The organism is Paenibacillus helianthi, from assembly GCF_001909055.1.
GTDB lineage: Bacteria > Bacillota > Bacilli > Paenibacillales > Paenibacillaceae > Paenibacillus_AQ > Paenibacillus_AQ helianthi.
In genome coordinates, this window is the sequence record NZ_LVWI01000083.1 from 1 (window position 1) to 24,764 (window position 24,764).

Here is a 24,764-nt window from a genome sequence, read left to right on the forward strand (position 1 = left end):
TAGTAGCAGATTGCTCCGCCTTTCATCCCTCGCCCATGAGGGTGAAGGAATTATCCGGTATTAGCTACCGTTTCCGGTAGTTATCCCAGTCTAGAGGGTAGGTTGCCTACGTGTTACTCACCCGTCCGCCGCTAAGCTTATCCCGAAGGATAAACTCCGCTCGACTTGCATGTATTAGGCACGCCGCCAGCGTTCGTCCTGAGCCAGGATCAAACTCTCCAAATTGGTATTTAGAAAGAGCGATTGCTCATTTTGAAACATCTGACGAGAATAAAATATTCTCTATTTTTGGATCTCACATGCGTGAAATCCCACTCACTCGTTGTTCAGTTTTCAAAGATCAAGCTCGTCGTCGGCGCCGATTATCTCGTCACCAGCAACTCTTATAATATATCACGTTCATTTGAGTAATGCAAGCCTTTTATGAATCACCTATTTAGTCATTCACATTTACTTAGCAGCGCTCCAACAACGCTTATTTATAATACCCTATTGTCATATGAAAAAGCAACCCTTTTAATAAAGAAAGATAACCCACTTAATCTTTAAGTGGGTTATCTTCAAATCGAGCTTATATAAAAGTCACTTCTACTCGTATTAGTAGAACTTTGCTGCCGCATATTTGCTTGCTACTTTGATCAATCCTGTAGCTTGGTTGCTCTTGCCCAGCCCCGCATCAACTGTAGTATCAATAGTTACCCACTCGCCGTTAATCAAAACTTCATTCCAAGCGTGGTAGGAAGTCACATAGCTTGTGTTCCCCATTACCAGCTTAGCAGGTATACCTTGACTGCGAAGCATGGTTGCGAACAATGAGGCATAATCGTAGCAAATGCCTTTTTTGGTGATGAGTGTATTATCATTGTTCGGAATATAGTCGGTCGTAACCGTAGAGGCCAGAGTATAGTCATATTTCACATTGGACACGATGAAGTTATAGATTGCTTTTACCTTTTGTTCGTCGGTGGTTAGGCCCTGTGTCAACTGGGCGGCTTTGAGAACTGATTTATCGGAAGAACTCCACTTCACATTCTGTACAGAGCTCAAATATACGGCATTAGCATTATCCAAGCTAAGATCTATCGTATCGGAAGAAACAACTTTGTATTTATTGCCGGTAGTGTTCTCCAAAACTGAAACCTTATAAGAGCCATTACCTTGCTGTAATGGGAATGTTTCAGTTGGCTTGGAAGCGTAGAGATTGTAAGTATAGCTGTTGTTGTCCTTGGTGATCATCAGCTTAATGCGTTTGTCCTTAGGTACGTCATAAGACACTGCGATTACACCTTGATCCAGTTGCGATGTATTTAACCAGCCTGTATCTGTGCTTGCAGCTTCTGCCGAGCCTAATTGAACGGAAGTGGCGACTACGAACAGTGTTAATAGCATAAAATATATCTTTTTCATGGATAAAACCCCTTTCGGTAGCTGGCTGCCATCCATAGAGGGAAGGCCCTTTAGCTTTGCGTCCCTACCTTTCGATAGGTTTGCCGTTATCGTATAAGCTTTATCTGTTCTCACTTCTAAAAGTGATCTGCTAGATTCATATTAAGACTAAACAAAAAAAGCCTCTTCATTCGGTAGCTGGCTGCCATCCATAGAGGGAAGGCCCTTTAGCTTTGCGTCCCTACCTTTCGATAGGTTTGCCGTTATCGTGCTTAGCTTTTATAGTTATATACTACCATATTCATCTCTATATACAAGATCTAAATCACTAGATTCCCACTATTTACTGATAAAATTTTTACAATACGGAATTTTCAAATCACGGTTTGTCGAATTTAGGACATCTTAGCGTGGATAATCAGGCGATGGGTTGGGTTAACCAATGGATCACAAGTAATTAGTGTGAGTATTTTGTCATCACCCCGGCCATTCAAGACGGAAACATCCGTAGGTTCAACAATCGAGATATCGTATACTACATAGCGGTAATCATGCCCACTCGTCTGTACGGATATGGTATCGCCGATCGCAACTTCATTCAATCTGTTAAAAAGCCGGCCGGCCGTTCTTGATCTGTGTGCTGCAATCGCAGCATTGCCAACCTGTCCTATTGCAGCGGTCTCTTGCATATGAGCGGCAGCATGTTTCATATTGGCTTTGGTGGCGCCCTCCAGGATAGGGAGCTTCAGATTGATTTTATCGATCTGGATGATGCCTGTGATCTTCCCACCCAACCGAATTTCAGGGGATGGCGGTTCCGTCGCCTCCGCCTGATCCCCTGAAGACTCGTCTGCAAGAAGCTGCGTGACTCTGGCGTACTGCTTACTCAGGTCGGACTCCGGAGACGTTGAAGGCGCACTTTCACTATAAGCCTGTTCAGCTTCTTCCAGCAGCTTCTGCTGCTGCCAATCGTTGTACCACTCGTTAGCTTTGGGGTACAGCATAATCAGAATCCCAGCAAGAATAATAAGATAAGAGAACTTGCGCATGAACATCACCTCCGTAAGTTAGTTTGTGCAGCCCCTGGCAGAAAGGACTGTCCCCTCATTTGAAGGAGCCTTTTCAAAATACCCACTTCCGGCTTCCGAAAAAATTGATAATCACGGTTACACCGGTAACCAGCACTTTGGCAATCAGCACCTGAAGACCGAAGCGGTCTGTCAGCAAATGCATAAGCAGCACCGAAATGCCCAGCACAACGAGGTTAAGTACAATAAACCTAACCAGCTGCATCCGGTCAAATCCGTCCTGACTCCCGCGGTTGTGGTCCTTAAAGGTCACTTTTTTATTCCATATAAAACTGTTGGCTGTACCGGTACTGTATGAAATAATCTGTGCCGGTGTATTCATCATTCCAAGCGAATGCAGCAGGGTAAATACGGCAAAATCAATCAATGTATTCAGCAGGCCTACGGCATTGAATTTCAAAAACTGGACAAAACCTGCATTCAGTTTTTTATTTAACATAATCGCTTTCCTTCCGCATGTCCGCGCGCTCTACATCCCTATCAACGTCACCATAGCCCTTAGTCTCGCGCACGATATACAGCGGTCTATCCTTGGACTCATCATAAATCCGCCCGATATATTCACCAATTACACCAAGCAGCATGAGCACAATACCGTTAAACAGCAGGTTGACGCCCACGATAGAAGCCCAGCCCGGAACGGTCCAAGAAGTGAAAACCCTTTGGAATAAAACAAAGAATAGATAAAGGAAGCTGGAGAAGGAAAGAAAAAAGCCAACATAGGAGGCGATTTTCAGCGGCTTATGGGAAAAGGAGGTGATGCCGTCGAGCGCAAACCGGATCATTTTCTTCAGGGGGTATTTGGTTTCGCCGGCAAAACGCTCTTCACGGATGTATTCCACCATGGTCTGCCGGAAGCCCACCCAGCTTACCAACCCGCGCACATAACGGTTCTTCTCCTTCAGACCACGCAGCACATCGCATACTTTACGGTCAATCAAACGGAAATCCCCTGTATCTGTAGGAATATCCACACTTGTCATGCTGCTCAGCAAACGATAGAAGATCTTCGCAGTTGCTTTTTTGAAAAAAGTCTCTCCGTGGCGTTTGAGCCGCTTGGCATAAACAACATCATAGCCCTCTTTCCACTTCGCGATCATCTGCAAAATGACCTCCGGCGGGTCCTGGAGATCCGCATCAATAACCACGACCGCCTCGCCTTCAGCATAATCCATCCCCGCCGTGATCGCTACCTGGTGGCCGAAGTTGCGTGAGAAATCGATCAGCTTGACATGCTCATCTTGACGGCTGACCCCGCGCATAATCTCGGCTGTACGGTCCCGGCTTCCGTCGTTGACAAAGACCAGCTCGTAGGAATCGCCGCAACCGTCCATAACCTTTTTGAGACGCTCATACGTATGCTGAATGACTTCCTCCTCATTGAACATGGGGACAATTACACTGTATCTGGCTTTCACCTTTGTTCCTCCTCAGAATTTTATGAAGCATTACTTCAGATCCTTTTATAAGTAAACCAGGTTTTGTAAGCACACGCTTAGTTGTATCAGCATATGCTTCCAGATCGGCTCCATACAACACCGCCATAGAAGCATATGCCTAGTTATTTACTACATAAATCAAAAGATATACAGCTGCCTCACAAGCATTGCGAGTCCACTAGAATACCCAAGAAGGGAACCAGCGCAGCATAACGTCCACATAGTCTTTACTGACCTGCATACCTGACAGTACGGGATAAAACAATACAAAGAGCAGTGCGGCTCCGGCCACATAGGCATAACGCATGTAGCGGGCTTCGGGATATTTGCTGTCGAGCAGCTTCATGATATATACAATGGCAAGAATCATGAATGGCACCATCGCAAAATAGTGGTAAAGGAATGTCTCACGCGGCACCAGCATCCACGGTACATACTGCGAGAAGAACCCGATCCAGATCATGTACAGGTTCTTGTCCTTGCGCTTCACTGTAAACCAGACCGCAGCCAGCATAGCAAAGACTCCGGTCCACCAGATCAGCGGATTCCCCATCGTGACAATACTGCTGACCTGGCCTTCGGGCAGGCCTTCTCCCCCACTGAAGAACCATACCGGCCGTTTCATAAACGGCCACTCCCACCAGGAAGAAGCGAACGGATGAGTGGCAACAAGCTGGCTGTGGTAATCATACATATTCTTCTGCGCTTGGATCAGGCCTTTGAAGGTATAGCCATCCGCCGAGACGGACAGTACAGGGATAAAGGACAGGCTATAGATGATGCCAGGAATAATTACAAAGAACAACAGACAGCTAAGCAGGGTAATGATAGTATTCTTCCAGAATGATCCGGCAGCAGTGTGGCAAGCGGCTTTCAGCTCCTGATCCCCCACTATGCCTTCAGACAGCAAACGTCCCGCCGCCTTGTATTCTCTATAGCGTTCAAATAAGCCAAGCGCCAGCATAATAGCAAGCCCGGCTCCTCCATAGATTACGATCCATTTGGAGGCAACGCCGATTCCGAAGAACAGACCCGACCAGAATAGGGGGACCAGCGTCCGGCGCAGTGGTACACGATAGAAATTCATTGTGAAATACCTCTGCATGAAATAGAACATCAGCATAATGAAGAATACGCCGTAGACATCGATCGTTGAGATGCGCGTCTGGGTGAAGTGCATGAAATCGAGTGCGAACAGTCCGGCGGCAAGTGCGGCGTAGAGACTCTTTTTGAAGAGCCTCAGGGCCATTATATAGATCAGCGGCAGCATTGCGATCCCAAAGAGGGTACCGATGATCCGCCAGCCAAACGGATTGACGCCGAACAGCTCCATGCCGACCGAGATCAGCAGCTTGCCAAGCGGCGGGTGGGTATTCTCATACGGAACAATACCATGGGCATACTCATAGGCCGTACGGGCATGATAGATTTCATCAAAGTAGGTGCTGTTCATGAACCCGGAGTTTTCCGGAATAATCGACTGTTCGTCAAACAGGTTGGACGGCTGGCCTCTCTTGGCAGCAGCGCCATCAGGTGTAATGCTTGCTACCGGAAGCGGTATTTTGCCTCCTCCTTGTTCATAAAAGGCCATCTCATTCAAAGTGAAGCCTGGCGATGTGACGGTCAGTTTCACATATCTTGCCGCTACGTTCAAAGGCTGGCTTTTCCAAATGAATACATTACCGACATCTTCGTTGACGTCCAGCGGGCTGTTCCAGACATCCGGCGACTCGCTGAACTCCAGCTTGAATTTGCCGGTTCCGACACCGCCGAATATATTCACACGTTCCAGCTGCCTGCTCTGGCCAAGATCTACATAAAAGCTCTGGCCGCTGGCTGCCGGTTCCCACAGGGTTTCCGGGGCTTTGGTAGAGCCCAGATGAAACAAGGCCAATGCCGCATATACGGCGGTAATGCCGAGCATCCAGATCCAGTCTTTGCGCTGCAGCTTAAACCTGCCGGCCCTAACGCTCTTCACCAGCGGACGGATTCCCTCAGCGAGTTCCATATCGGCATCATACTTCTCTGATGGAGTGGCCGGTGACGCGAGCTCTTTGATGTTTTTACGGACATATACGGAATAGCCTACATACAGCATATATAACGCCAAAGCGATATTGGCAATTGCAGTCACCAGCACAATCCCGTCTGAGGGCGGGTTATTGCCGGCGTTCAGATGAGCCAATGTATACCCTACATTAAGATACTGTGTCAAAGTAAAGCCGAGGAACAGCGTCAAGAACCGCCGGTCACGGCTCTCAATATAGGTGAATAAACAAAGGATCAAAGCCGGGTACATGTAACGTTCATGCATTTTGGTACCGAACACGAACACGACTATGATCAGAACCATACCAATGAAGAAGGACTTCGACAGGTCTTTGCGGTCTTTTATGAAAGAGTAATACGCTGCAAGGGCAACGGCCGCCAGAATGAAAATAAACCCCCAGGCACGGTAGGTAATCCCAAGCCACATGGAATCAATCGAAGCCCACATCGGGTCGGTCAGCGCATATAGATTAAAAGCATTCACCGTGGAATAAGGATAGGAGGATAAGGTTCCCTTATAAAGGTCAATAAGTCCTCCGAGTCCGCCATTATTCCAGAAGAATGGAGCGGCCAGAACGGCAAAGATGCCAAGACCGTAAAGGGCGCCGACCGCCAGCTGCTTCCACGCACGGTGATGATAGAAAGCAAGCAGCAGAACAGGCGTGAATATTAGGGCCTGTGGTTTAATCAGCGTGGCCAGAGCAAAAAAGATAGCCGAACGCACAAATCCTTGTTCCGAGGCAGCCAGAATACTGAGCAGCAGGAACACTAAAAAGAACGAGTCCGCTTGCCCCCAAGCAGCAGAATCCATCAGTACAGCCGGATTGAACAGGAACAGCAACATCAGGCCGATAGCCACACCAGAGCCAAGCTTCTTGCGGCCTGCGCGGTAGATCAGCCAGCCCAGTACCAAGTCGGAGATGATTGCCGGCAGCTTAAAGAGCAGATTCTCTCCTCCGGAGCCATGTGCAAATCCGAACAGCCCGCGAATGAGGCTAAGCACATACAATATGTACAAATATCCAGGTGGATAATCAGCAAAATACCCCTTTTCATAAAACTTTCCTGGCCCCAGGTCCACAAGCCGCTGACCCCAGGCGATGAAGGTATTCATGTCATTTTGATATCCTTGTGCGGTCAATCCGATCCAGATCCGCAGGATCAATGCTGCGCCGAAGACAACATAGAGCCATCTGGTATAGATAGCATCCGGCTGCTTCAGAAGCCGGTCACTGCGGAATGCCCTATTATAGAAGAAAGCGAAAAAGACGCTAAATACCGCCGACAGTAAAAGAAGCTTGGCAGGCGATACTTTGTGCGGTGTCTCAGCAGCTTTGCTGCTTCCGTTCTGGGCTGCCGCCGCTCCGCTGTCAAGCGAGATGACACTGGCCCCTCCAGGAGCGGCATCTACCTGCTCTACTGACAGATCATCAAAGTAAGCCTTACCTTGAATCAGACTGGCATAGCCGCCCAGGGCCGCACCGATGCCCAGCTCTTTTTGCCCGGGGCCCGTTTGGCCGTAGAATTCAAGATACTGCCAATCTCCAGCCGTATCCTTGGTAGCGGGGTAACCGCCTCCGATGCCTACCGGAAAAATGTTCGCACCAAGGCCCTCGCCTGCGGTGCTGACGATTTTGACATAACCGGAGATCTTATAGTAGCTGTTAGCCGAAACAGCAATCGTCTGCACCCATTTGAGGTGATTGGGCTCCAGATTCTCAATAACTGCTGCCTTGCTTCCGGAATGGACATCCTCAGACTGCACTGAGAGCAGCCCGGAGTTGTCCCCCGCGATCCACATATCCTTGGTCCAGCCCGAAGGAGCACCCTTTTCTCCATCCTCGAAGCCCGGATTCTGCAATAAATTGCCCGCTGCATGAATGCTTGTTACAGGGAGAATGAACAATAACAGCATTAAAAGCATCATTGCGGCCGCGCGTGTACTCTTGATCATCGTTCCAACCTCACCTCGTCAATGTTAATCCAGCCGTTCCCGCCGGTTATGTAGATCTCCGCCTGCTCGCCTTGCTTAAGGGAAGCATCCGGAAGTACAACAGAGTGATATTCATCCCCTGCAGTCAGTTCAGTTTCCGCACGTACAGCGCCATCTACCCGAATACCGATCCTTCCTCTGGAACCTCCGGCGCTTACCATGGCGGCTAACTTGTAGATACCTGTCTTTGCGGCAAAGGTCTGCAGGATGCTTGTGTCAGAACCTATATTCAGGTAAGCATGGCTTACACCCGAGTAAGGATTATTGTGCGCAACACCTGTCCCCGCTGAAAAGTTCCAGCTTGCGGCCCCCTCTTCAAATCCTCCATTAGGAACCTCTGCTTGCACTCCTTCTACATCAGCAGCATTCATACCTTCCGTATGGTTATAAATAAGCACGCTGTAATTCGTGAAGCGCGTAATCGTGTAGCCTCCATTCACTGCAGGCACAGGCTCATTATTCCCGTAGACATATGCCTTCTGTCCCGGCTGCGTGTCTGGAGCGCCAAATTTGTACCGGCCAAACGAAGCGACCCTCTGAAAGGCATCTCCGGGATTGATGTATTTGACGGAATCCAGAAAGTCATGCGGATTGATCTTCTCATAAAAGAGCACATAGATATAGGGCATGTTGACCTTATCCGTGACATAGACACTGCCGCTGGTTGCTTCTGAAGCATATTGGATAGCCTCCCCCAATGAGTCATAAAAGGCTGGACCGATGTTCTTAGGGAACTCACGAAAATAAGTATTTGTAAAAAAGCCGAACATTACAGCAAATGCTAAAACTGCTACTATACCGGCAGGCTTAAGCTTCTGATATAGCCAGAATACAGCTGCTGCAACCAGCATAATCAACGGGTAGAAAATAATATTAATCCGGTTGATATTCACATCTGTGATCAGGGCCATCAGTACGGCAATGCCCAGCCAGAGCAGCACGACGATATGTACAAACCCTTCGCGTCCGCGCCGGAAGAACTCATAGACCAGGACGATAAGCCCAAGCAGAGCAAAGGGCAGCGCAATCGGATAAGCATAACCGTATGGAGATATGGAATTCCAGGGCAGCCCGTCACTTCCGCTGCGCATAAGCTGGAGGAATGAACTGAAGTTACCGGATGCCGTCTGCAGGAGCTGTCCGCTGAATACAGAGGAAATCTGCTCCACCCGGGGCATCGTTAATTTGGGAATCGTGAAGAGCTTCATTCCAATCTCTTGAAGCCCATAATGATTAATTACTATAAATAATAGTATAGGCACAGCAAGGAGCACAAATAGAATACTGTTCCAGCCTAACGTCCGGAATTTCATGGCTCTACTATACAATAGAAGAAATGCCGCACAGATAGCAAATACCGGCACAAAAAAGTAGGCTGTACCGTATGCATACAGCGAGATAGCCAGGATAACGGTGAAGCTGTAAGTCCATTTAGGATTCTGAAATGATCTCAGCAGGCAATAGACGGCAATCAGGATCAAGGTAGGGAACAAGTTCGATTCAAGCGCCCATCTGGACATCATAATATGCCAGGGGTTGATGGCGATAAAGAACATGGCGATAATGCCTGCAGCTCTGGATGGAAACAGTCTCTTCATACATAAATAGAAAAAAATCATGCCTAAAAGGCCCATCACCAAACTAAGCGCCCTTACCGACAGCGGTGTCAATCCAAAGAGCCCAATGAAAGGCATGGATAAATAAGCATACAATGCATTCTGACCGCTGCCCCAGGCGATGAGGTGAACGGGAAGATGGACACCATTGCGGTCAATCCCATAATGAAGGATCGCGTAAGCATCATAACCGATGGACGCCTCATCCTGGTTAAGTCCTGAGGGAATGGAGCCGAGATAAACCGTTCTGACAATGGCACCCAGTACAAACAGTACAAGCGGCCACGGATTGTCTTTGCAGGACCGATATACCTTTTGGAAAAAACCGGACAATAGGATCACCTCTTCAACAATATAATCGAAATGCCGGCTCAAGAAAAGACCGCAGCAGAGGTTGTACCAAAGTTACTCTCCAATACTAGAAAACGGCCCCTTCTTCAATAGAAGGGACCGCAAAAACAGAAATCTGCATGTGCCGGATTATATATACTTAACTTAGCCCTGGCTGCCGATCATAAGGTAACGCAGTACGATCAGAACAGCGAGCACCCACATCATCCAGTGGATGTCGTATTTCTTTTTGCCGGCCAGGTTGGCTACACAGGCCAGAATAACGTACGTAACAATTCCGAAGGAGATTCCGTTCGCGATATTGTAAGTGAAAGGCATAATTACGAAGGTCAGGAAGGCTGGAATCGCCAGCACCATATCCTGAAAATCGATTTCGCGGATGGATTGAGCCATCAGCACACCAACAATAATCAGTGCAGCCGCAGTAGCGGGGCCAGGGATAAGCGCCACAACTGGAGCCAGGAACAGTGCAAGCAGGAAGCAGATACCTGTTGTAACGGCAGTCAGACCTGTACGTCCGCCTTCAGCGACCCCGGCAGCACTTTCAACGTAAGCGGTAGTGGTGGAAGTACCCAGCACCGCACCGCCGGCAACAGCGACTGCATCAACGAACATCGCTTTTCCGACACGTTTCTTGCCTTCTTCAGGGTCCTTCATAATTCCTGCACGCTGAGCCGTCCCGACAAGCGTACCAAAGGTATCAAACAATTCTACGAAAGTAAAGGTGGCAATCGCGGATACGATACCTGTGTGCATAATGCCTTCCCAGTCAAATTGCCAGAAGTTGAGCTGCGAGAAATCAGGAACCCAGTGATTGTCAGTGCTCGACAGGCTGCTGAAATCAACAACGCCCATGAGAATAGCGGCTACTGTTGTTCCCAGAATCCCGAACAGGATTGCACCGCGCACATTCAACACCATCAGGATGGAAATCAATAAGAGGCCGATGATAACCAGTTGAACATTGGAGTTCTCCAGGCTGCCCATATGAATAACCGTCTCAAAGGAAAGCACATCAGTGAACTTATTCGCGGCGATGTCTTTGCCGGCTTCAACGCCGATTGTCATGAGTCCGCTGTTCTTCAGGCCGATAATGGTAATAAATAAGCCGATACCAACAGTAATAGCATGCTTCAAACTGTCAGGAATGGCGGTAAGTAGAATTTGCCGGATCTGAGTGACCGTAAGCAGGATGAAGATAATACCGGAAATAAATACGGCGGTCAGACCCATTTGCCAGGAAAAAGGATGATCAGTGGTCTGTGAGGATAAAACTACGGATGCAAAATATGCATTAAGGCCCATACCAGGTGCCAAAGCTACCGGAAAATTAATAAACAGCCCCATCGCAATGGTGAAGATCCCCGCTGCCAGAGCGGTTGCCAGAAATACTGGATACCATCCCATGTCAATGCGGCCAAAGGCGGTAAGTGTACCCGGATTAACCGACAAAATATACGCCATTGCCATAAAAGTGGTCAGACCGGCCATAATCTCTGTGCGTACTGTGGTGCCGTTTTCTTTCAACCTGAAAAAGCGGTTCAAATTGTTCTCCCCCTAAGGTGTATGTTGTCTGAAAGCAACAGAAAAGCCGGCATCTTGGAAGACACCGGCCCGAAAAAAGAACAGCTTCGCGCCTGTCAAGCCAAAACGACTGTGCCATCCATACAAAGGACGGTACCGTTTCAGCGAGAAATATCGGACTCAAATCCGAAGGATCGTGAAGGCTTTGCTCTTCTTAATCGTAGCCAGGTCATTACGGTGACCTCGTAGAGACTTCCGGGCCGATTCCCAGAATTATACGAATATTTATGCTGCTCTAACGCTTTATTATTTTAGGTGTACATGACATCACTTGTCAATGGTAAATACGAACATTATGGGCAAGGTTTTAAATATTGTTCGTAATTCAGACATTTGTCGCGGCACACTTACTTGTAGCTGTAATTAAGCAGCTTGAGCAGCTCTACGGTGTAATTTCTAATCCCTTCGTCTAGCTTGTCCTTGTCAAGGAGAGGGTATCCCTTCGTTTAGCAGAAGTAGCAGGGGGTGTCGCAAAATGAAATGGTTGCTCGGGACACCTCCTAGTCTTGGAGTAAGAAGTTTATTATCGCTTGGGTGGACGCTCTGCTGTTTAAGCGGAAATTGCCTCATTCATCCTAATAAATAAAAAAAGAAATCGCCCATTTTGGTAAAATGGTTGTACCACCAACCATCCCAAAAGGAGCGATTTCTTTGTGTATTCATTACACCATGGGCCAACCTTGCTTGCCAATGGACTTTCTTTAAGAAAAAGATATGGCTATTTTACCAACAGCATGGTGGGTCTCGCTTAATGCGTGGGCATCATACAGTCCCTTTTGCGAAAAAGGAAACGTAGCACCGACCACTGACCTTACCTTCCCCTGCTCCAAAAGGCCGGCAATTTCCTGAAGCTGCTGGCCATTGGGCTCCAGCCATATATTTTTTGCGGTTACGTCAAACTCCCTCACCAGCTCTTCATCAAAATTGCTGACGATCGATATAATCCGCCCGGTATGTTTTTTCAACACTTGGAAGCTGTCCTTCTGTATGTCCCCGCCCATCGTGTCGAACACAAGGTCCACGTCGGATAAAACCTCTACAAACCGGGTCGTACGGTAATCAATAATCTGATCAGCTCCGAGTGAAGCAAGCAGTTCGTGATTACGCTCACTTGCTGTCGTAATCACGTAGGCTCCGGCTTGTTTGGCAAACTGGATCGCGAACATACCCACGCCACCTGCACCAGCATGAATTAATACCTTTTCTCCAGCAGTCAGTCCACCATGGGTAAAAAGCGCCTGCCAAGCCGTCAGGCCTGCGAGCGGAGCCGATGCGGCTTCTTCCCATGAGATGTTGCCAGGCTTGCGTGCCAGCAGGTGATCATCCACCAAAGTGTATTCAGCATATGTGCCAAAGCGGGTCGTTTGCGGGCGTGCAAACACTTCATCCCCCACTTTCCAATCCGTTACCCCGCTGCCGATTTCTGAAATCGTCCCGGCAACATCCCACCCTAAAATAATCGGAAACTCCCAATCCATCATTTGTTTCAAGTAACCTTCCCGCAGCTTCCAGTCAATCGGATTGATCGAGGTGGCGGCCACTTTGACTACGACTTGATGCGCTTGCGGAGCAGGGCTCGGCACTTCTCTTTCCTGAAGTTCTTCCTTGCCCCCATAACGATCGATGACGATGGCTCTCATTGCTTCTCCTCCTTAAATACACGCTTCATCAGTATTATCCATCTCATTACACAAAAAATGCAAATGACCAAACAATTCCCATAGCATTCAAATAAAAAGAAACGGCTTCGCTGCCCTCTGATGGAGGCAGCATCCATTTCTCAAAAATTACAGGAACAAAAAACCTTCACATCCACGGCAATCGTGGATGTGAAGGTTGAGATGCAGTATTGGTATTCAAGCCTACTCCCATTCAATCGTTGCAGGTGGTTTCGAGGTAATGTCATAGACGATGCGGTTGACGTTGTCCACTTCGTTGACAATACGGACAGAGATTTTCTCCAGCACATCCCAAGGGATACGTGCCCAGTCGGCCGTCATGCCGTCGATGGAGGTTACTGCACGAATACCTACAGTGTAGGAGTAGGTACGCTCGTCACCCATAACGCCTACACTCTTCATGTTAGGCAATGCGGTGAAATACTGCCAGATTTCGCGGTCGAGACCGGCTTTGGCAATTTCCTCACGCAGGATGTAATCAGAATCGCGCACGATGGTCAGCTTCTCCTCGGTCACTTCGCCAAGCACACGAATAGCAAGTCCTGGACCCGGGAAAGGCTGACGCCAGACAATGGCATGCGGCATTCCCAGCTCTTCGCCCAGCTTGCGCACCTCGTCCTTGAATAACGTATTCAATGGCTCGATCAGACTGAACTTCATATCTTCCGGCAGTCCGCCAACATTGTGATGCGATTTGATGGTTTGCGCCGTTGCCGTTCCACTCTCTACAATATCGGTGTACAGCGTACCTTGGGCAAGGAAGGAGAAGTCACCCAGCTTGGCCGATTCTTCGTCGAAGCAGTAGATGAATTCGTTACCGATGATTTTACGTTTCTGTTCGGGATCGGAGACACCTGCCAGCTTGCCCAGAAAACGATCGCGCGCATCGATCTTCACCACATGGATATCGAATTTGCCGACAAAGGTTTCCATGACGCTCTCTGCTTCACCTTTGCGCAGGAGGCCGTGGTCGATAAACATACAGGTCAGCTGGTCGCCGATCGCCCGGTGAATCAGCATTGCCACCACCGAGGAGTCTACACCGCCGCTGAGGGCGCAGAGCACTTTTTTGTCGCCGACTTTGTCTTGGATATCCTTAACAGCATCCTCAATAAAGGATTCCATCGTCCATTTGCCTTCGCAGCCGCAAACCTCGTACAAAAAGTTCGAGATGATCTCATTCCCGTTCACGGAGTGGCGTACTTCAGGATGGAATTGCACAGCGAAGAATTTGCGGTCAACATGACTCATTGCCGCAATCGGTGCACTCTCTGTGCCGGCATCCAGCTTGAATCCGGTCGGAAGCTCCACCACATGATCACCATGGCTCATCCAAACGGTCTGACCGCTATCCAGTCCGGTAGCAAGTACAGCCCCCATTTCAAAGTCAACGTTGGCCTTGCCGTATTCCCGCTTGTCCGCACGTTCAACCTTTCCGCCCTGCTGGTGGGCCATAAGCTGCATACCATAGCAGATACCAAAAATCGGCAAGCCCAAATCATAAATAGCCGGATCTACATGAGGTGCATCCTCGGCATACACACTGCTTGGTCCACCAGAGAAGATAATCCCCTTCGGTGATAGTGCCTTAATCTTCTCAATTGGCGTATTGTACGGCAGAAGCTCGCTGTATACCCCCAGGTCCCGAATTCTGCGCGCGATAAGTTGATTGTATTGTCCCCCGAAATCGAGAACGACGATAATTTCATTTGGCTTGTTCATTACGTGCCTCCCTTGATTATTGGATTCATTATACTCATGGTTAATTCTTACCGTCAAGGAAAGGAAGGCACGTTTATTCAATGGTTTTGCCCTTGTACAGCAAGCAAATATCAACAATTTGGCAGATGTTCACAGTATAGGGGATGAGCCAAAATGTCATTAAGTCAGGCGAAAGGTAATTGTCAGACAGCTCCCGATAAAGTCAGCGCTCTCGGCAGCGGCTCTTTTGCTGGCGGCTGCGGCCCCGGCGCGGCGTTGGTGCTTGAGGTTAGCCGCGGAGCAGAGCGGCGGGACTGCCGGGAGCAACGACGCTGTGCGGAGCAGCGGGACTGCCGGGAGCGACGACGCTGTGCGGAGCAGCGGGACTGCCGGGAGCGACGACGCTGTGCGGGACGGCGGGACGGCCGGGAGCGACGACGCTGTGCGGAGCGGCGGGACAGCCGGGATGGGTAGCTGCACCTGCGCTGATGCGGCGGGGCAGCTGTACGCCAGGGCTTCCCACTGGCGTATGAACTGCCGGAGCGCGGCGCACAGCCGCGCATCCTCAATAGCCAGGGAGGCGACGTACTCCCTGGCGGTCACCCCGGGCGGCGGCGGTCCATACCGCACCGCCAGCCCGCGCCAGGCCAGAGCGGCAGCGCGCAGCTGCCGCTCGCGGCTCACCCTGCCGGCGCGCCGTGCCGCCGGCAGCAGGGCCAGGCTGCGCCGCCAGCGCCAGGCGGCGGCCAGCCCCACCAGCGCCGCTGCTGCCGGCGCTGGCGGGTTCCCGCCCGCCTGCGGCAGGGCGGGCAGAACGTCCGCGCCGCGCGCAGCGGACGCGGGGGTTCCCGGCGGCGCGGATGCAGCCGCCGGGGGGTCTGCCGCGAGGCCTCCGGCAGCGGCGAGAGCGGCAGCGGGCGTGGGGTCGAACGGGACCCAGCCCGTGCCGGGAAAGTAGACCTCCACCCAGGCGTGGGCATCGCCCTGGGTGACGTCATAACGCGGCGGCACGGAGCCCGGCGCCAGCGTACCCGTCCCGTAGCCCTGGACATAACGGGCCGGTATACCGGAGCTCCGAAGCAATACGGTCATCGCTGTTGCGAAATGCACGCAATAGCCCTGCTTCGTGACGAAGAGGAAATCATCCGCGAAATCAGACCCGGTGGGCGGCACCCGGGTCTTCAGCGTATAAGTGAATCCGCTTTGCAGATAATCCCGCACAGCGGTGACAGCTTCATACCGGTTACCCGCTGAAGCTGTGAGCTGTGCAGCCAGCTTGCTGACCCGTTCAGGCAGCAGCGCGGGAAGCTGCAGATACTCATCGCGGACAGACAGAGGGTCCATTCCGGAAGAAGCCGCCAGTACATCGGGGTTACTCTCCGGGAGCACAGAGTCTACAGTGTATTCTGCAACTCTGACCGTGCCGCCCGCTTCGGGGAGCCGGAAGCGGGTTTTCTCCGGATTTGCAAGCACATAGCCAAGCCGGCTCCCGTCTTCAAGGATCACGCCCCGGATATCCGTTACCGTTCCGGCACCGAACAGCGGAAGTCCACCCGCAGAAGGAACCGCGAATTGAACGCGCTGAACAAGTCTGCGGCTCCCCCCTGCATCTCCGGATAGCTCCTGTTTGAATACAGGCAGCCCTGTCAGACTGACCGGCAGAAATGCCGCTCCGTCCCTGATCCAGCGTCTCCCGTCATAATAAGCTATACTCTCCCCGCGCCAGTACGAGGGCTGAGAGGCAAACACACTAAACACAGCTTGCGTACTGGATGACAGCGGAGCCCCTAGCTCTGCGTCACTTGAACTGTAGCCTGTGTTCCCTGACAGGGCCTGTTGCTTTTGGTAGGACTCCTTCATTTGCTCTGACGCCCAGTTCTGCATCATGGTCATCACCGGCTGGAAGGTGATTGGCCCTCCCGGACGTGCTCCGTACAACTGCCCCCCGGTCCAGGCCCCTGTTATTATCACTAAAGCAGCACCCAGGGCCGCCACCCCCCAGCGTGTATAAGGAAGTGAAGCACTCCCGGTGCGCTCTCTTAGCCGGAGCAGACTGTTCAAAGCCTGCATCCATAGAATCAGCCCCACGGCAACTATAATATCGCCGGTTGTTCTGACCGTGAAGCCCATATCCAGTGCAAGAAGATACACCAAGGTCACGAGAGTAAAAAGCGCCGTACTGCCTCTGTATAGCGCCAGCTGCTGTACGGAGCAGACCAGCAGTCCCCAGCCCAGCACCAGAATCAGCAAGCGGCTATTCCCGCTAAGCGCCGAGAGATGTCCTGAGAAAAGTAAAGCCACATCCTCCGGAAACCCGGCAGCATACGTGCCCAGCCAGCGTTCCCCTTCGTTGGCGGCACATATATAGAACCAGGTCAGGAACATCATTATGAATTGAACCGCATACAGCAGAAAATTAGGAAGCCGAAGGCTTCCCCACAGCAGCAATGCTGCCGCGGAGAACATGAGCGTGTACAGCAGCCGCTGTGTATCCGGCTCGACGGCAGACCGGAGTAGCGGGAGCAGCCATTCCATGAACAAGCCCATAATAGCCAAAGAGAACAGCAGCCGATAATGCAGAGGACTGCCGTCCCTGTAATCAGCTTGACTGTTCTCCAAAGGGTCCCGGGCGGTCGAGGCAGGGCTTGTACCGCTCCTCTGCTCCAGGCGTTTCTTCCACAGGCCTAATAGCCCTGCGATCGCTCCTGCTGAATCCGGTTGGATGCTACCAAAGTGTTGACTTCTCCTGGAATCCATGGTTTCCGACCCCCTTGTATCCGTTTGACGGGCAACTGTCTCTGAGGCAGTATACATTGGCTCCGAGTCTGGTCAGGCTGGCGCCGACCGTTGAAGCAGGGCTCCATGAATTCTTCTCAGTACCACCTGCCGGCCCCGGAGCGGGTTGATCCCAGACATAATACAGTTCAACCTTCACACCCTGCACCAGAAAACGGGCAAGGGAACGGGCGGATTCTTCCTCCAGCCGGCCTGTAATGACGGCAACGGTCATCCCGGGAATCCAGCCCTTCGAGGCATCCTCCAGCAGAGTGCTTAGAGAACGCCCGCCATCGGGGGCAATTTCGGTGAGCATATCCTGGACTCTGGACGGGATTTGCCCGAGTCCTTCATGTCTTGCCATACCCTCAGGCCATCCGCCGCTGAAGAGCTGCACATATGAACCAGTCTGCTCAGCGGCCAGCAAAAGACCCATGGCGGCCGAAACCGCCTGCTCAAATGCATCGGGTGCAGCACTGCGTTGCCCCCGCGGGGTCAAAGCCCCGTATGGAATTTGATATTCTCCTGGAGTGTTGGCAAGAACGATGCAGGACATGCGTCCTTCCTCCCGCTCCGGCACACGGCTCTGCAGCGTTCCCTTGCGGGCACTGTTCTTCCAGTGGATACGGCTGAGCGGATCTCCTGGTGCATACTCGCGGATTTCACCAGCTTCAGCGCTGAAATTCCGGGTACTCCTGCTAAGTGCCACGTCTCCTGCCTTCATACTGCTATAAAGCGCCGCTCCGCCTATATACAAAGGTCTCGGACGGACCTTGAAGCTGTCTCCGCAACCTGACTGGCAGCCGCCAGTGAATAAGCCGAGCATATCTCCCCAGCTTACAATGCTTCCGTGAAGCCGGTGTACACCCCTCTGTACTTCCTCCAGCGGATAGCTATAAGTCAGGGAGCGCCGGAATCCCGGAAAAAGCAATTCCTGGTGTTGTCCTTGGCTCCAGTGGTCGGCTATAACCATCCACGGCAGTGGAATGCTTGATCTGAAGCTGACCTGCACATCCACGGTCAGCGTATCCCCGGCTGCCAAGCTGACACGGGACAGACTTCTCGTAACGGTCACCTGACGCGGACCCAGGAGCTTCAGCAGCAGCCCGCCTATCATAAGAACTCCGCAGGCCGTCAAGAGAAACAACAGCGTCTCGCCTCCCCGCCAGACATACAGGGATAGAGTGACAGCAGCCACCGTCAGCATTCTCAGCCACTCTCCCAAGGCATTTCGGCCATAGTGGGCAGGCAGGCTCCTGGTAGGACTTGCACTATTTTGATCCTTCCGTTCAAGCGGTTTCTGTTCCATTAAGGATGAAGAGGACAATGGACTACCCTTCCTTTGGTCATAGACTAGCCCCCACTGCCATCCCGGTTAGGTAATATGGCGGTTCGAAGCCTGATACTGTCTATTCTTCCCACGAAAAAGAGTGCCTAGACCTCCTGTTCAGCTCCATTTCAAAGCGTTTTTACCCTGCGCTCGTCTATGGTCACTGCTGTTGTCAGCGGTGCATGACCGGCAGCCTCCAGCAGCCCCCGAAGCGAAACCCACAGTGAAGAGCCGATCATTTGTACATCCGCACTGCGGACCTGCTGTCTGCCATCTGCACCTGTTATGGTTAGTTGTTTGCGCGCAGCATCCGCTATGATGGCCCGGCCATTCCAGACAACTTTGCCGGTGCGGCTGGCTGAATCCCAGTTAACCCGGCCGCCAAGCCGCTCTACCACTGCACGCAGCGGAACCCTGTACTGTCCTTCGCTGATGCTGTATTCCCCGGGCAGCAGCTTGGTTTCCAGCAGACCCACCTCCAGTGCCAGCGCTTTGCCCGGGGTGAACAGTTCACGGTTAGGAGCTATATTTGCAGCAATCCAGTCCCTGGAAGGCCCGTTACGACTGGCTTTGGCTGCTGCGTCCGATACTCTGAACTGGACAGGCTGCATCTCTGCATCCAGTACACCAAAAGCATATCCGGCAGACTTGTAGCGCTGAATTATTTCCGGCAAAGCCTTGGCACTCTGTTCATGACCGCCCCCGTCATGCAGCAGGAGGATCACGCGGGAAGCGTTCATATCTGCTACCGATTCCTTCAAAATATCCGCAGCAGGCACCCCTTTCCGCCTGGAATCCCCGCTATCTACTGTCCAGTCCATGACGGAATAGCCCGCTTGCTTCAGCAGATGGAAATACGTCTGGTCGAAATGTCCAAACGTCCCGCCTGGCGCACGAATAAGCTGCGGGCGCACCCCTGTGATATTGCGGACAATCTCCTCGGTTTGCTTGATTTGAGACCAAAACTCCGTAAACCCGCTATATAAATCATGGTAATTATGATTATAGGTATGATTGCCGATGGAATGGCCCTGCTCCCATATAGCATTGATCAGCTCCGGCCGCTGTCTGGCCTGCTCCCCAAGCACGAAAAAAGTCGCCTTTACCCCTTGCTGCCTCAGGATTTCCAGCACCTTCGAAGTGATTTTGCTGGGGCCGTCGTCAAATGTTAAGTAGACTGTCTTGTGCTTGTTGGGCGCAGGAAGATGATTTTGGGCATTATTCTTTGACACAGCAGCTTCTGCCTTAACAGCAGCTTTCGCCGGGGTTATAACCATTCTTGGAGCCATAACTTTCCCTGCTGCCTGTGAAAGTCGGTTTGGCGAATACACCCCTGCATTCCAAGAGGAGACCGGCTTCGTCTGAAGCTGTCTGGAATTCGCCGCTACCGGGGCCAAATCTTGCTTCACGGGAGCCGGAAGATTATTCTTATAGAGTACAGCCCATCCCCCTACTGCAAATATTAGAACTGCCATAGCAAGCAGCCCGCTTAGAACGATCGGGCGAATATGATTTTTCCGGCTTTCTTTCATCTTCTCTACCTCCAGCATTCTATTGCGCTTTTTGCGCTGTTTGGTAGATTGTATGAAGACAAGCTGCGAAATAGACTTAGGCATGGTGCCCTTGGAGAGTGACGACCTATGGAAATGTTGAATTGGATACAGGAATTGTTCGCGAGTTACGGATATAGTGTACTATTCTTCGGACTTCTGCTGGAGTTTGTGGCCCTGCCTTTTCCGGGGGAGACTACTATGGCATTTGCGGGCTTCCTGTCCTATACCGGCAGACTTGACTTCTTTGTACTGATTGCCGTAGCTTTTGCCGGAACTACAATTGGCATGACTGTGACTTATTTTATCGGACTTAAGGCCGGGCTTCCTTTTATTCGCCGTTATGGAAAATGGTTTTTGTTCTCAGAGACCAAGCTGGAGAAAACGCAGCATTGGTTCGACCGCTATGGCAGTATACTGGTTTCCATAGGCTACTTCATTCCTGGAGTCAGGCATTTTACCGGCTATTTTTCCGGCATTACCGCCCTGCCGTTCCGGAAATTTGCCCTCTATGCATACAGCGGTGCCCTGTTATGGGTAGTGCTTTTTCTGGGAATCGGAAAAGTGTTCGGTCCGCAGTGGATGGGCATCTTTCACCTCATCGAACAGAATGCGGTCTGGATTGTCTCCGGTATCGCCGGTCTTGCAGCCCTTATTATCCTCTACCGCTGCCGGCATAGCATCAGCGCCCGTCTTCTCCGGCGCAAAGGAAGTATGAACCTGGATTCAAAAGTGAACGTCAAGGTCAAGGAACCTTCCAAGTGAAGATTTGTCCCCTATCGTTACTGAAATGACTGATTTCACCTGTTCTCCCGGCGCCGGCGCAGCAATGAAAAACCTCCAAGCAGCAAGGCCACCCCTGCGAAGCCGGCTCCACCTGTAAAGCCCAGCGCCCTCGGCCCCATCATATCCAGCAGCCAGCCTGCACCAAACATGGACACTCCAATCAAAGATCCGCTGATCGCTGCCAATATTCCAAAAACCACCGGCTGCTGGGCCTGAGGCGTATTCCTCATCACCAGTGTATCGAGACAGGCATTGCCTATCCCTCCGCACAGCGACAGCAGAATATAAAGGACAAAGGCCGCTCCAAAGTGGCTGCTGCCGCTGATACTCATCAGCAGAATTCCCTCCAGCAGTAATCCGGCAAGCGCGATAGATAGCAGCCTCTTCTTCAGTAGCCGTCCGGCAAAAAAGCTAAGGCTGAGTCCGATGCCCAGCGCGCCATAAAAGGCTCCGACTCCGGCATCCCCCGCATGAAAAACCTGCACAGCATACACGCTGATCAGCACATTGTCCCAGCCATTGATAATGGGCACCAGTAACTCGTAGGCCATAATAATCTGCAGCACCTGACTGCCGCCAATCAGAATTTTGAGAGTCTGTAAGCGGCCAGCCCGTCTCCGAAATCCCTGCTGTAACTCTGCTGAATCAGAGTCTGCACTCTGTTCATCCCCACTGACAGCATTCTCCGGAAAGCTTATGCCCCGGATCAGAAGTGCCGCCAGCAGGAATGAAGCTGCATTCAGGACAAAACCCATTTTCGGCCCCCACCACAGGGACACAACTCCACCTGTAAATGCCCCAAGGATGAGTACACATCCGGTCATCAACTGCTCCAGGCTATTAATCTTAAGCAAAGCATCCGAACCTGCCAGCAGTGGAATCGAAGATTTGCGCACCGGACTGTAAATCGCCTCCCCAGCCGCCATAATAAAGCTCCCTGCATAGAGCAGCCATAACTTGTCCTCCCCATCCACCAACAGAAAAGACAGCGCAATCGGTACCCGCAGGATATCAACGGCCATCATGAGGGTTTTGCGCGGTATTTTCAAGACCAGTATCCCGGCAAGAGGAGCCATGAACAGATAGGGAATGACTCTTATCCCCAGTGCGATCCCTACCGCCATTCCCGAGCCAGTCACCTTTAGAATGAGTGCCAGCATGGCGATACTGCTGAACCGGTCACCGATGCCATTTACAAGACCTGCTGTGAACAGCCGCGAATACCCTCCCTTATTCCTTGTCCGCACTGCCACGGAGCTGTCTTTCAATCCATTCATGTTCACAACGCTTACCCTCACATTCATCATTAAATAATTATCTAATTAGATGTTATTCTAATATATGTGATTTGGCAAGCTTTTATTTGCTTTGATTCCACGTAAGAATACAGGGATAATGAGAGTACGAATCCTACCGGAAAGAAGGACGTTTGTGTGAAAATAGACCGTTTGCTCTCCATCGTCATATTGCTGATGAACCGGCCCCTGGTTCAGGCCAAGGATTTGGCCGAGATGTTCGAGGTGTCTGTACGCACTATTTACCGTGATATCGATAGTATTAACGGCGCGGGTATCCCCGTCGTCACCTATCAGGGTGCCAATGGCGGCATTGGCCTTATGGAAGGATACCGGCTGGACCGCAATGTCCTCACCGAACGCGAACTGGCGGATATTTTCACGGCTCTGCAGAGCGTCTCCTCCTACGGTGGAGGTGGACACAACCTGCTTATGGAAAAAATCAGCAGCGTCATTCCTCCCTCCAAGTCGCAGGCCTTCCGCACCAAAACAACCCAGCTGATTGTCGACTTCTCCCCCTGGGGGCTGCAGGGGCTGCTGGAAGAGCGTCTGTCCCTTCTCAAGGAGGCGCTGGAGGAGAGCACTGCCGTAGCTTTTGATTATGTCGATGCAGACGGCGGGGTCAGCCACCGGTCTGTGGAGCCTTATACACTAGTACATAAAGGTGCGGGGTGGTATCTATATGGCTACTGCACTGAGCGTCAGGATTTCAGGCTGTTCAAGCTGCAGCGAATGAAGGCACTGGTCAAAGAAACCCGAAGCTACGAACGCCTGGATATTCCGCTGAAGGATCTGCCCTGGACAGAGGGCTGGAAAGAACCGCTGCACACACAAGCTATCGTCTTGCATTTTTCGGCGGAGGGCAGACATCTGGCGGAGGACTACTTCGATTCGGAAGAGCTGGAACCGGCTGGAGACGGCGGATACACCGTTAAGGTAGCTTATGCGGAAAACAATTGGCTGTACGGATTTTTGCTGAGCTTCGGAACGGTTGTGGAGGTACTGGAACCGGAACCGATCCGCCGCAAACTGGCCGGACTCGCAGCAGAAATCGCCGCCAAATATAAAGACAGCTTGTAAACCTGAAGGTATGTTGTCAGGTTTGGTATTTTATACTGTGGAGGAATACGGGCTGAAGGAGCCCAATCCATATCCAAGGAGCGTGTTAATAGTGGAAATGACAGCATCCCGTGAAATCGGAATCCCCATCTGCCAAAGCTGCGGAATGCCGATGGCTGAGGCAGAGCTGCAGGGCACTGACCGCGAAGGCAGCAAGACGGAAGAGTATTGTGTATATTGCTACGAGAGTGGAGAATTCAAGCAACCGGAGACTACCATGGAAGAGATGGCCGATCTGTGCGCCGGATACATGGTAGAGGAGGGCATGGATGAAGCTGAGGCACGAAGTATTCTGGCTAACAGCCTGCCGCGTTTGAAGCGCTGGAGTACAGGGGCCGAGGTCCAAAAATCCCTGTAAACAAGGGATAATATATCAGCAAAAGGGGCTGTCCCATAAGTGGATTTTCTATGACTTAGACAGCTTTCTTCATTCTTAAGACCTCAAAAAGTGAGCAAAGCAGCGATTCTCCCGTTATTGGAGGATCGCTGATCTGTGTTTTTGGTCATTGGCAGCTTGCTTCAGCAGATTATGAGCAAGTGAAAACCACCCGACTTCAAGCGTCACTTTTTCGATGCCGCGAAGCAGAAATCGCCGGAAGCCCCGGTTGTTCTTCAGTTGTCCAAACACACTCTCCGGTTCCGTCATCCGGCGCACGGCCAAGGCGTAACCTTCATCACTCCGTAGAATCTCACGAGCCTGGTTCTGGTACCGTATTCGTTCCAAACTGACAACCACTTCCCGATTTCCTGCTGCCTTGGTGCAGCGTTCCTTCAGCGGACAGCCTTCGCAGCTTTGGCTTCGGTAATGACGTTTGTGAATTTCATATCCGCTTTGTAGTGTCTCCTTGCTCTCTTTGCGGAAATGCAACGTTTCCCCAGCTAGGCACGTCCATGTATCCCTGGTTTCACTGTACGTCCAGTTCTCCACCTTTCCGATATTCTCTTTCCAAGCTTTACTCTTTTCTTTGTGGTAGCTGCCGTATTTCACGACCGCCTGAATCTCTTCCTTTTCCAGATAGGCGT

Annotated in this window: 17 protein-coding genes, 1 rRNA gene and 3 riboswitches; of the genes, 3 read left to right on the forward strand and 15 right to left on the reverse strand. The window is 51.2% G+C overall.

Going from position 1 to position 24,764, the window contains the following annotated elements; translation table 11 throughout:
* The 13 genes from A3844_RS27960 to A3844_RS28020 form a co-directional block, all read right to left on the reverse strand.
* Nucleotides 1-225, reverse strand: a 16S ribosomal RNA gene (locus A3844_RS27960); the annotation flags it as partial.
* 372 nt (nt 226-597) lie between these two features.
* On the reverse strand, nt 598-1,407 hold the full coding sequence (locus A3844_RS27965; RefSeq protein WP_074086865.1) for a transglutaminase-like domain-containing protein: 810 nt from the start codon (nt 1,405-1,407) through the stop codon (nt 598-600).
* 13 nt (nt 1,408-1,420) lie between these two features.
* Nucleotides 1,421-1,502, reverse strand: a riboswitch (cyclic di-GMP riboswitch).
* 74 nt (nt 1,503-1,576) lie between these two features.
* Nucleotides 1,577-1,658: riboswitch (cyclic di-GMP riboswitch) on the reverse strand.
* Between the two features lie 123 nt (nt 1,659-1,781).
* Nucleotides 1,782-2,435: a class D sortase gene (locus tag A3844_RS27970; RefSeq protein WP_083607064.1), complete on the reverse strand. Its 654-nt coding sequence runs from the start codon at nt 2,433-2,435 to the stop codon at nt 1,782-1,784.
* A gap of 73 nt (nt 2,436-2,508) precedes the next feature.
* Nucleotides 2,509-2,913, reverse strand: coding sequence for a GtrA family protein (locus A3844_RS27975; RefSeq protein ID WP_074102690.1), 405 nt, complete (start codon nt 2,911-2,913; stop codon nt 2,509-2,511).
* Entirely contained in the window at nt 2,903-3,892 is a 990-nt protein-coding gene (locus A3844_RS27980) for a glycosyltransferase family 2 protein (RefSeq protein WP_074102691.1), read from the reverse strand. Before A3844_RS27980 ends, A3844_RS27975 begins: the two co-directional genes overlap by 11 nt.
* Before the next feature lie 199 nt (nt 3,893-4,091).
* Nucleotides 4,092-7,916 (reverse strand): glycosyltransferase family 39 protein, encoded by a 3,825-nt coding sequence (locus tag A3844_RS27985; RefSeq protein ID WP_074109163.1) that lies wholly within the window; start codon nt 7,914-7,916, stop codon nt 4,092-4,094.
* A complete protein-coding gene (locus tag A3844_RS27990) occupies nt 7,913-9,904 on the reverse strand; it encodes a phospholipid carrier-dependent glycosyltransferase (RefSeq protein ID WP_167374758.1) in 1,992 nt (663 codons plus the stop codon). The genes A3844_RS27985 and A3844_RS27990 overlap by 4 nt, the downstream gene beginning before the upstream one ends.
* A gap of 162 nt (nt 9,905-10,066) precedes the next feature.
* Nucleotides 10,067-11,467, reverse strand: coding sequence for an NCS2 family permease (locus A3844_RS27995; RefSeq protein ID WP_074086859.1), 1,401 nt, complete (start codon nt 11,465-11,467; stop codon nt 10,067-10,069).
* Between the two features lie 180 nt (nt 11,468-11,647).
* A riboswitch (purine riboswitch) is annotated at nt 11,648-11,747 on the reverse strand.
* Between the two features lie 460 nt (nt 11,748-12,207).
* On the reverse strand, nt 12,208-13,146 hold the full coding sequence (locus A3844_RS28000; RefSeq protein WP_074109165.1) for an NADP-dependent oxidoreductase: 939 nt from the start codon (nt 13,144-13,146) through the stop codon (nt 12,208-12,210).
* A 222-nt stretch (nt 13,147-13,368) separates the two neighbouring features.
* Nucleotides 13,369-14,907 carry a glutamine-hydrolyzing GMP synthase gene (gene guaA, locus A3844_RS28005; RefSeq protein ID WP_074086857.1) on the reverse strand — a complete coding sequence of 513 codons (1,539 nt, stop codon included), beginning with the start codon at nt 14,905-14,907 and terminating at the stop codon, nt 13,369-13,371.
* 159 nt (nt 14,908-15,066) lie between these two features.
* Nucleotides 15,067-17,643 carry a DUF4129 domain-containing transglutaminase family protein gene (locus A3844_RS33820; RefSeq protein WP_074109166.1) on the reverse strand — a complete coding sequence of 859 codons (2,577 nt, stop codon included), beginning with the start codon at nt 17,641-17,643 and terminating at the stop codon, nt 15,067-15,069.
* Nucleotides 17,612-18,988 carry a DUF58 domain-containing protein gene (locus A3844_RS28015; RefSeq protein ID WP_167374759.1) on the reverse strand — a complete coding sequence of 459 codons (1,377 nt, stop codon included), beginning with the start codon at nt 18,986-18,988 and terminating at the stop codon, nt 17,612-17,614. The genes A3844_RS33820 and A3844_RS28015 overlap by 32 nt, the downstream gene beginning before the upstream one ends.
* Before the next feature lie 131 nt (nt 18,989-19,119).
* Nucleotides 19,120-20,523 carry a polysaccharide deacetylase family protein gene (locus A3844_RS28020; RefSeq protein WP_074109168.1) on the reverse strand — a complete coding sequence of 468 codons (1,404 nt, stop codon included), beginning with the start codon at nt 20,521-20,523 and terminating at the stop codon, nt 19,120-19,122.
* Nucleotides 20,524-20,631: 108 nt separating this feature from the next.
* Between A3844_RS28020 and A3844_RS28025 the strand changes: the two genes are divergently transcribed.
* A complete protein-coding gene (locus tag A3844_RS28025) occupies nt 20,632-21,306 on the forward strand; it encodes a DedA family protein (protein WP_074109169.1) in 675 nt (224 codons plus the stop codon).
* A gap of 35 nt (nt 21,307-21,341) precedes the next feature.
* On the opposite strand, the gene A3844_RS28030 is transcribed toward A3844_RS28025, so the two are convergent.
* Entirely contained in the window at nt 21,342-22,604 is a 1,263-nt protein-coding gene (locus tag A3844_RS28030; protein ID WP_074109170.1) for an MFS transporter, read from the reverse strand.
* A 156-nt stretch (nt 22,605-22,760) separates the two neighbouring features.
* Here A3844_RS28030 and A3844_RS28035 point away from each other — a divergent pair, with 156 nt between their 5' ends.
* Together A3844_RS28035 and A3844_RS28040 are read left to right on the forward strand one after the other, a co-directional pair.
* The gene (locus tag A3844_RS28035; RefSeq protein ID WP_074086852.1) at nt 22,761-23,702 is read left to right on the forward strand and encodes a helix-turn-helix transcriptional regulator; all 942 of its coding nucleotides are present in this window, start codon (nt 22,761-22,763) and stop codon (nt 23,700-23,702) included.
* A 97-nt stretch (nt 23,703-23,799) separates the two neighbouring features.
* On the forward strand, nt 23,800-24,099 hold the full coding sequence (locus A3844_RS28040) for a zinc ribbon domain-containing protein (RefSeq protein WP_074109171.1): 300 nt from the start codon (nt 23,800-23,802) through the stop codon (nt 24,097-24,099).
* Between the two features lie 114 nt (nt 24,100-24,213).
* Here the strand turns inward: A3844_RS28040 and A3844_RS28045 are convergent.
* On the reverse strand, nt 24,214-24,764 hold a 551-nt coding region (locus tag A3844_RS28045), incomplete at its 5' end, for a transposase (protein ID WP_208619466.1).

Bases quoted from the DNA above. Each gene is read 5' to 3' on its own strand.
- A3844_RS27965 (WP_074086865.1), bottom strand. From the start codon at position 1,407: ATGAAAAAGATATATTTTATGCTATTAACACTGTTCGTAGTCGCCACT.
- A3844_RS27970 (WP_083607064.1), bottom strand. From the start codon at position 2,435: ATGCGCAAGTTCTCTTATCTTATTATTCTTGCTGGGATTCTGATTATG.
- A3844_RS27975 (WP_074102690.1), bottom strand. From the start codon at position 2,913: ATGTTAAATAAAAAACTGAATGCAGGTTTTGTCCAGTTTTTGAAATTC.
- A3844_RS27985 (WP_074109163.1), bottom strand. From the start codon at position 7,916: ATGATCAAGAGTACACGCGCGGCCGCAATGATGCTTTTAATGCTGTTA.
- A3844_RS28000 (WP_074109165.1), bottom strand. From the start codon at position 13,146: ATGAGAGCCATCGTCATCGATCGTTATGGGGGCAAGGAAGAACTTCAG.
- guaA (WP_074086857.1), bottom strand. From the start codon at position 14,907: ATGAACAAGCCAAATGAAATTATCGTCGTTCTCGATTTCGGGGGACAA.
- A3844_RS33820 (WP_074109166.1), bottom strand. From the start codon at position 17,643: ATGGATTCCAGGAGAAGTCAACACTTTGGTAGCATCCAACCGGATTCA.
- A3844_RS28020 (WP_074109168.1), bottom strand. From the start codon at position 20,523: ATGAAAGAAAGCCGGAAAAATCATATTCGCCCGATCGTTCTAAGCGGG.
- A3844_RS28025 (WP_074109169.1), top strand. From the start codon at position 20,632: ATGGAAATGTTGAATTGGATACAGGAATTGTTCGCGAGTTACGGATAT.
- A3844_RS28030 (WP_074109170.1), bottom strand. From the start codon at position 22,604: ATGAATGGATTGAAAGACAGCTCCGTGGCAGTGCGGACAAGGAATAAG.
- A3844_RS28040 (WP_074109171.1), top strand. From the start codon at position 23,800: ATGACAGCATCCCGTGAAATCGGAATCCCCATCTGCCAAAGCTGCGGA.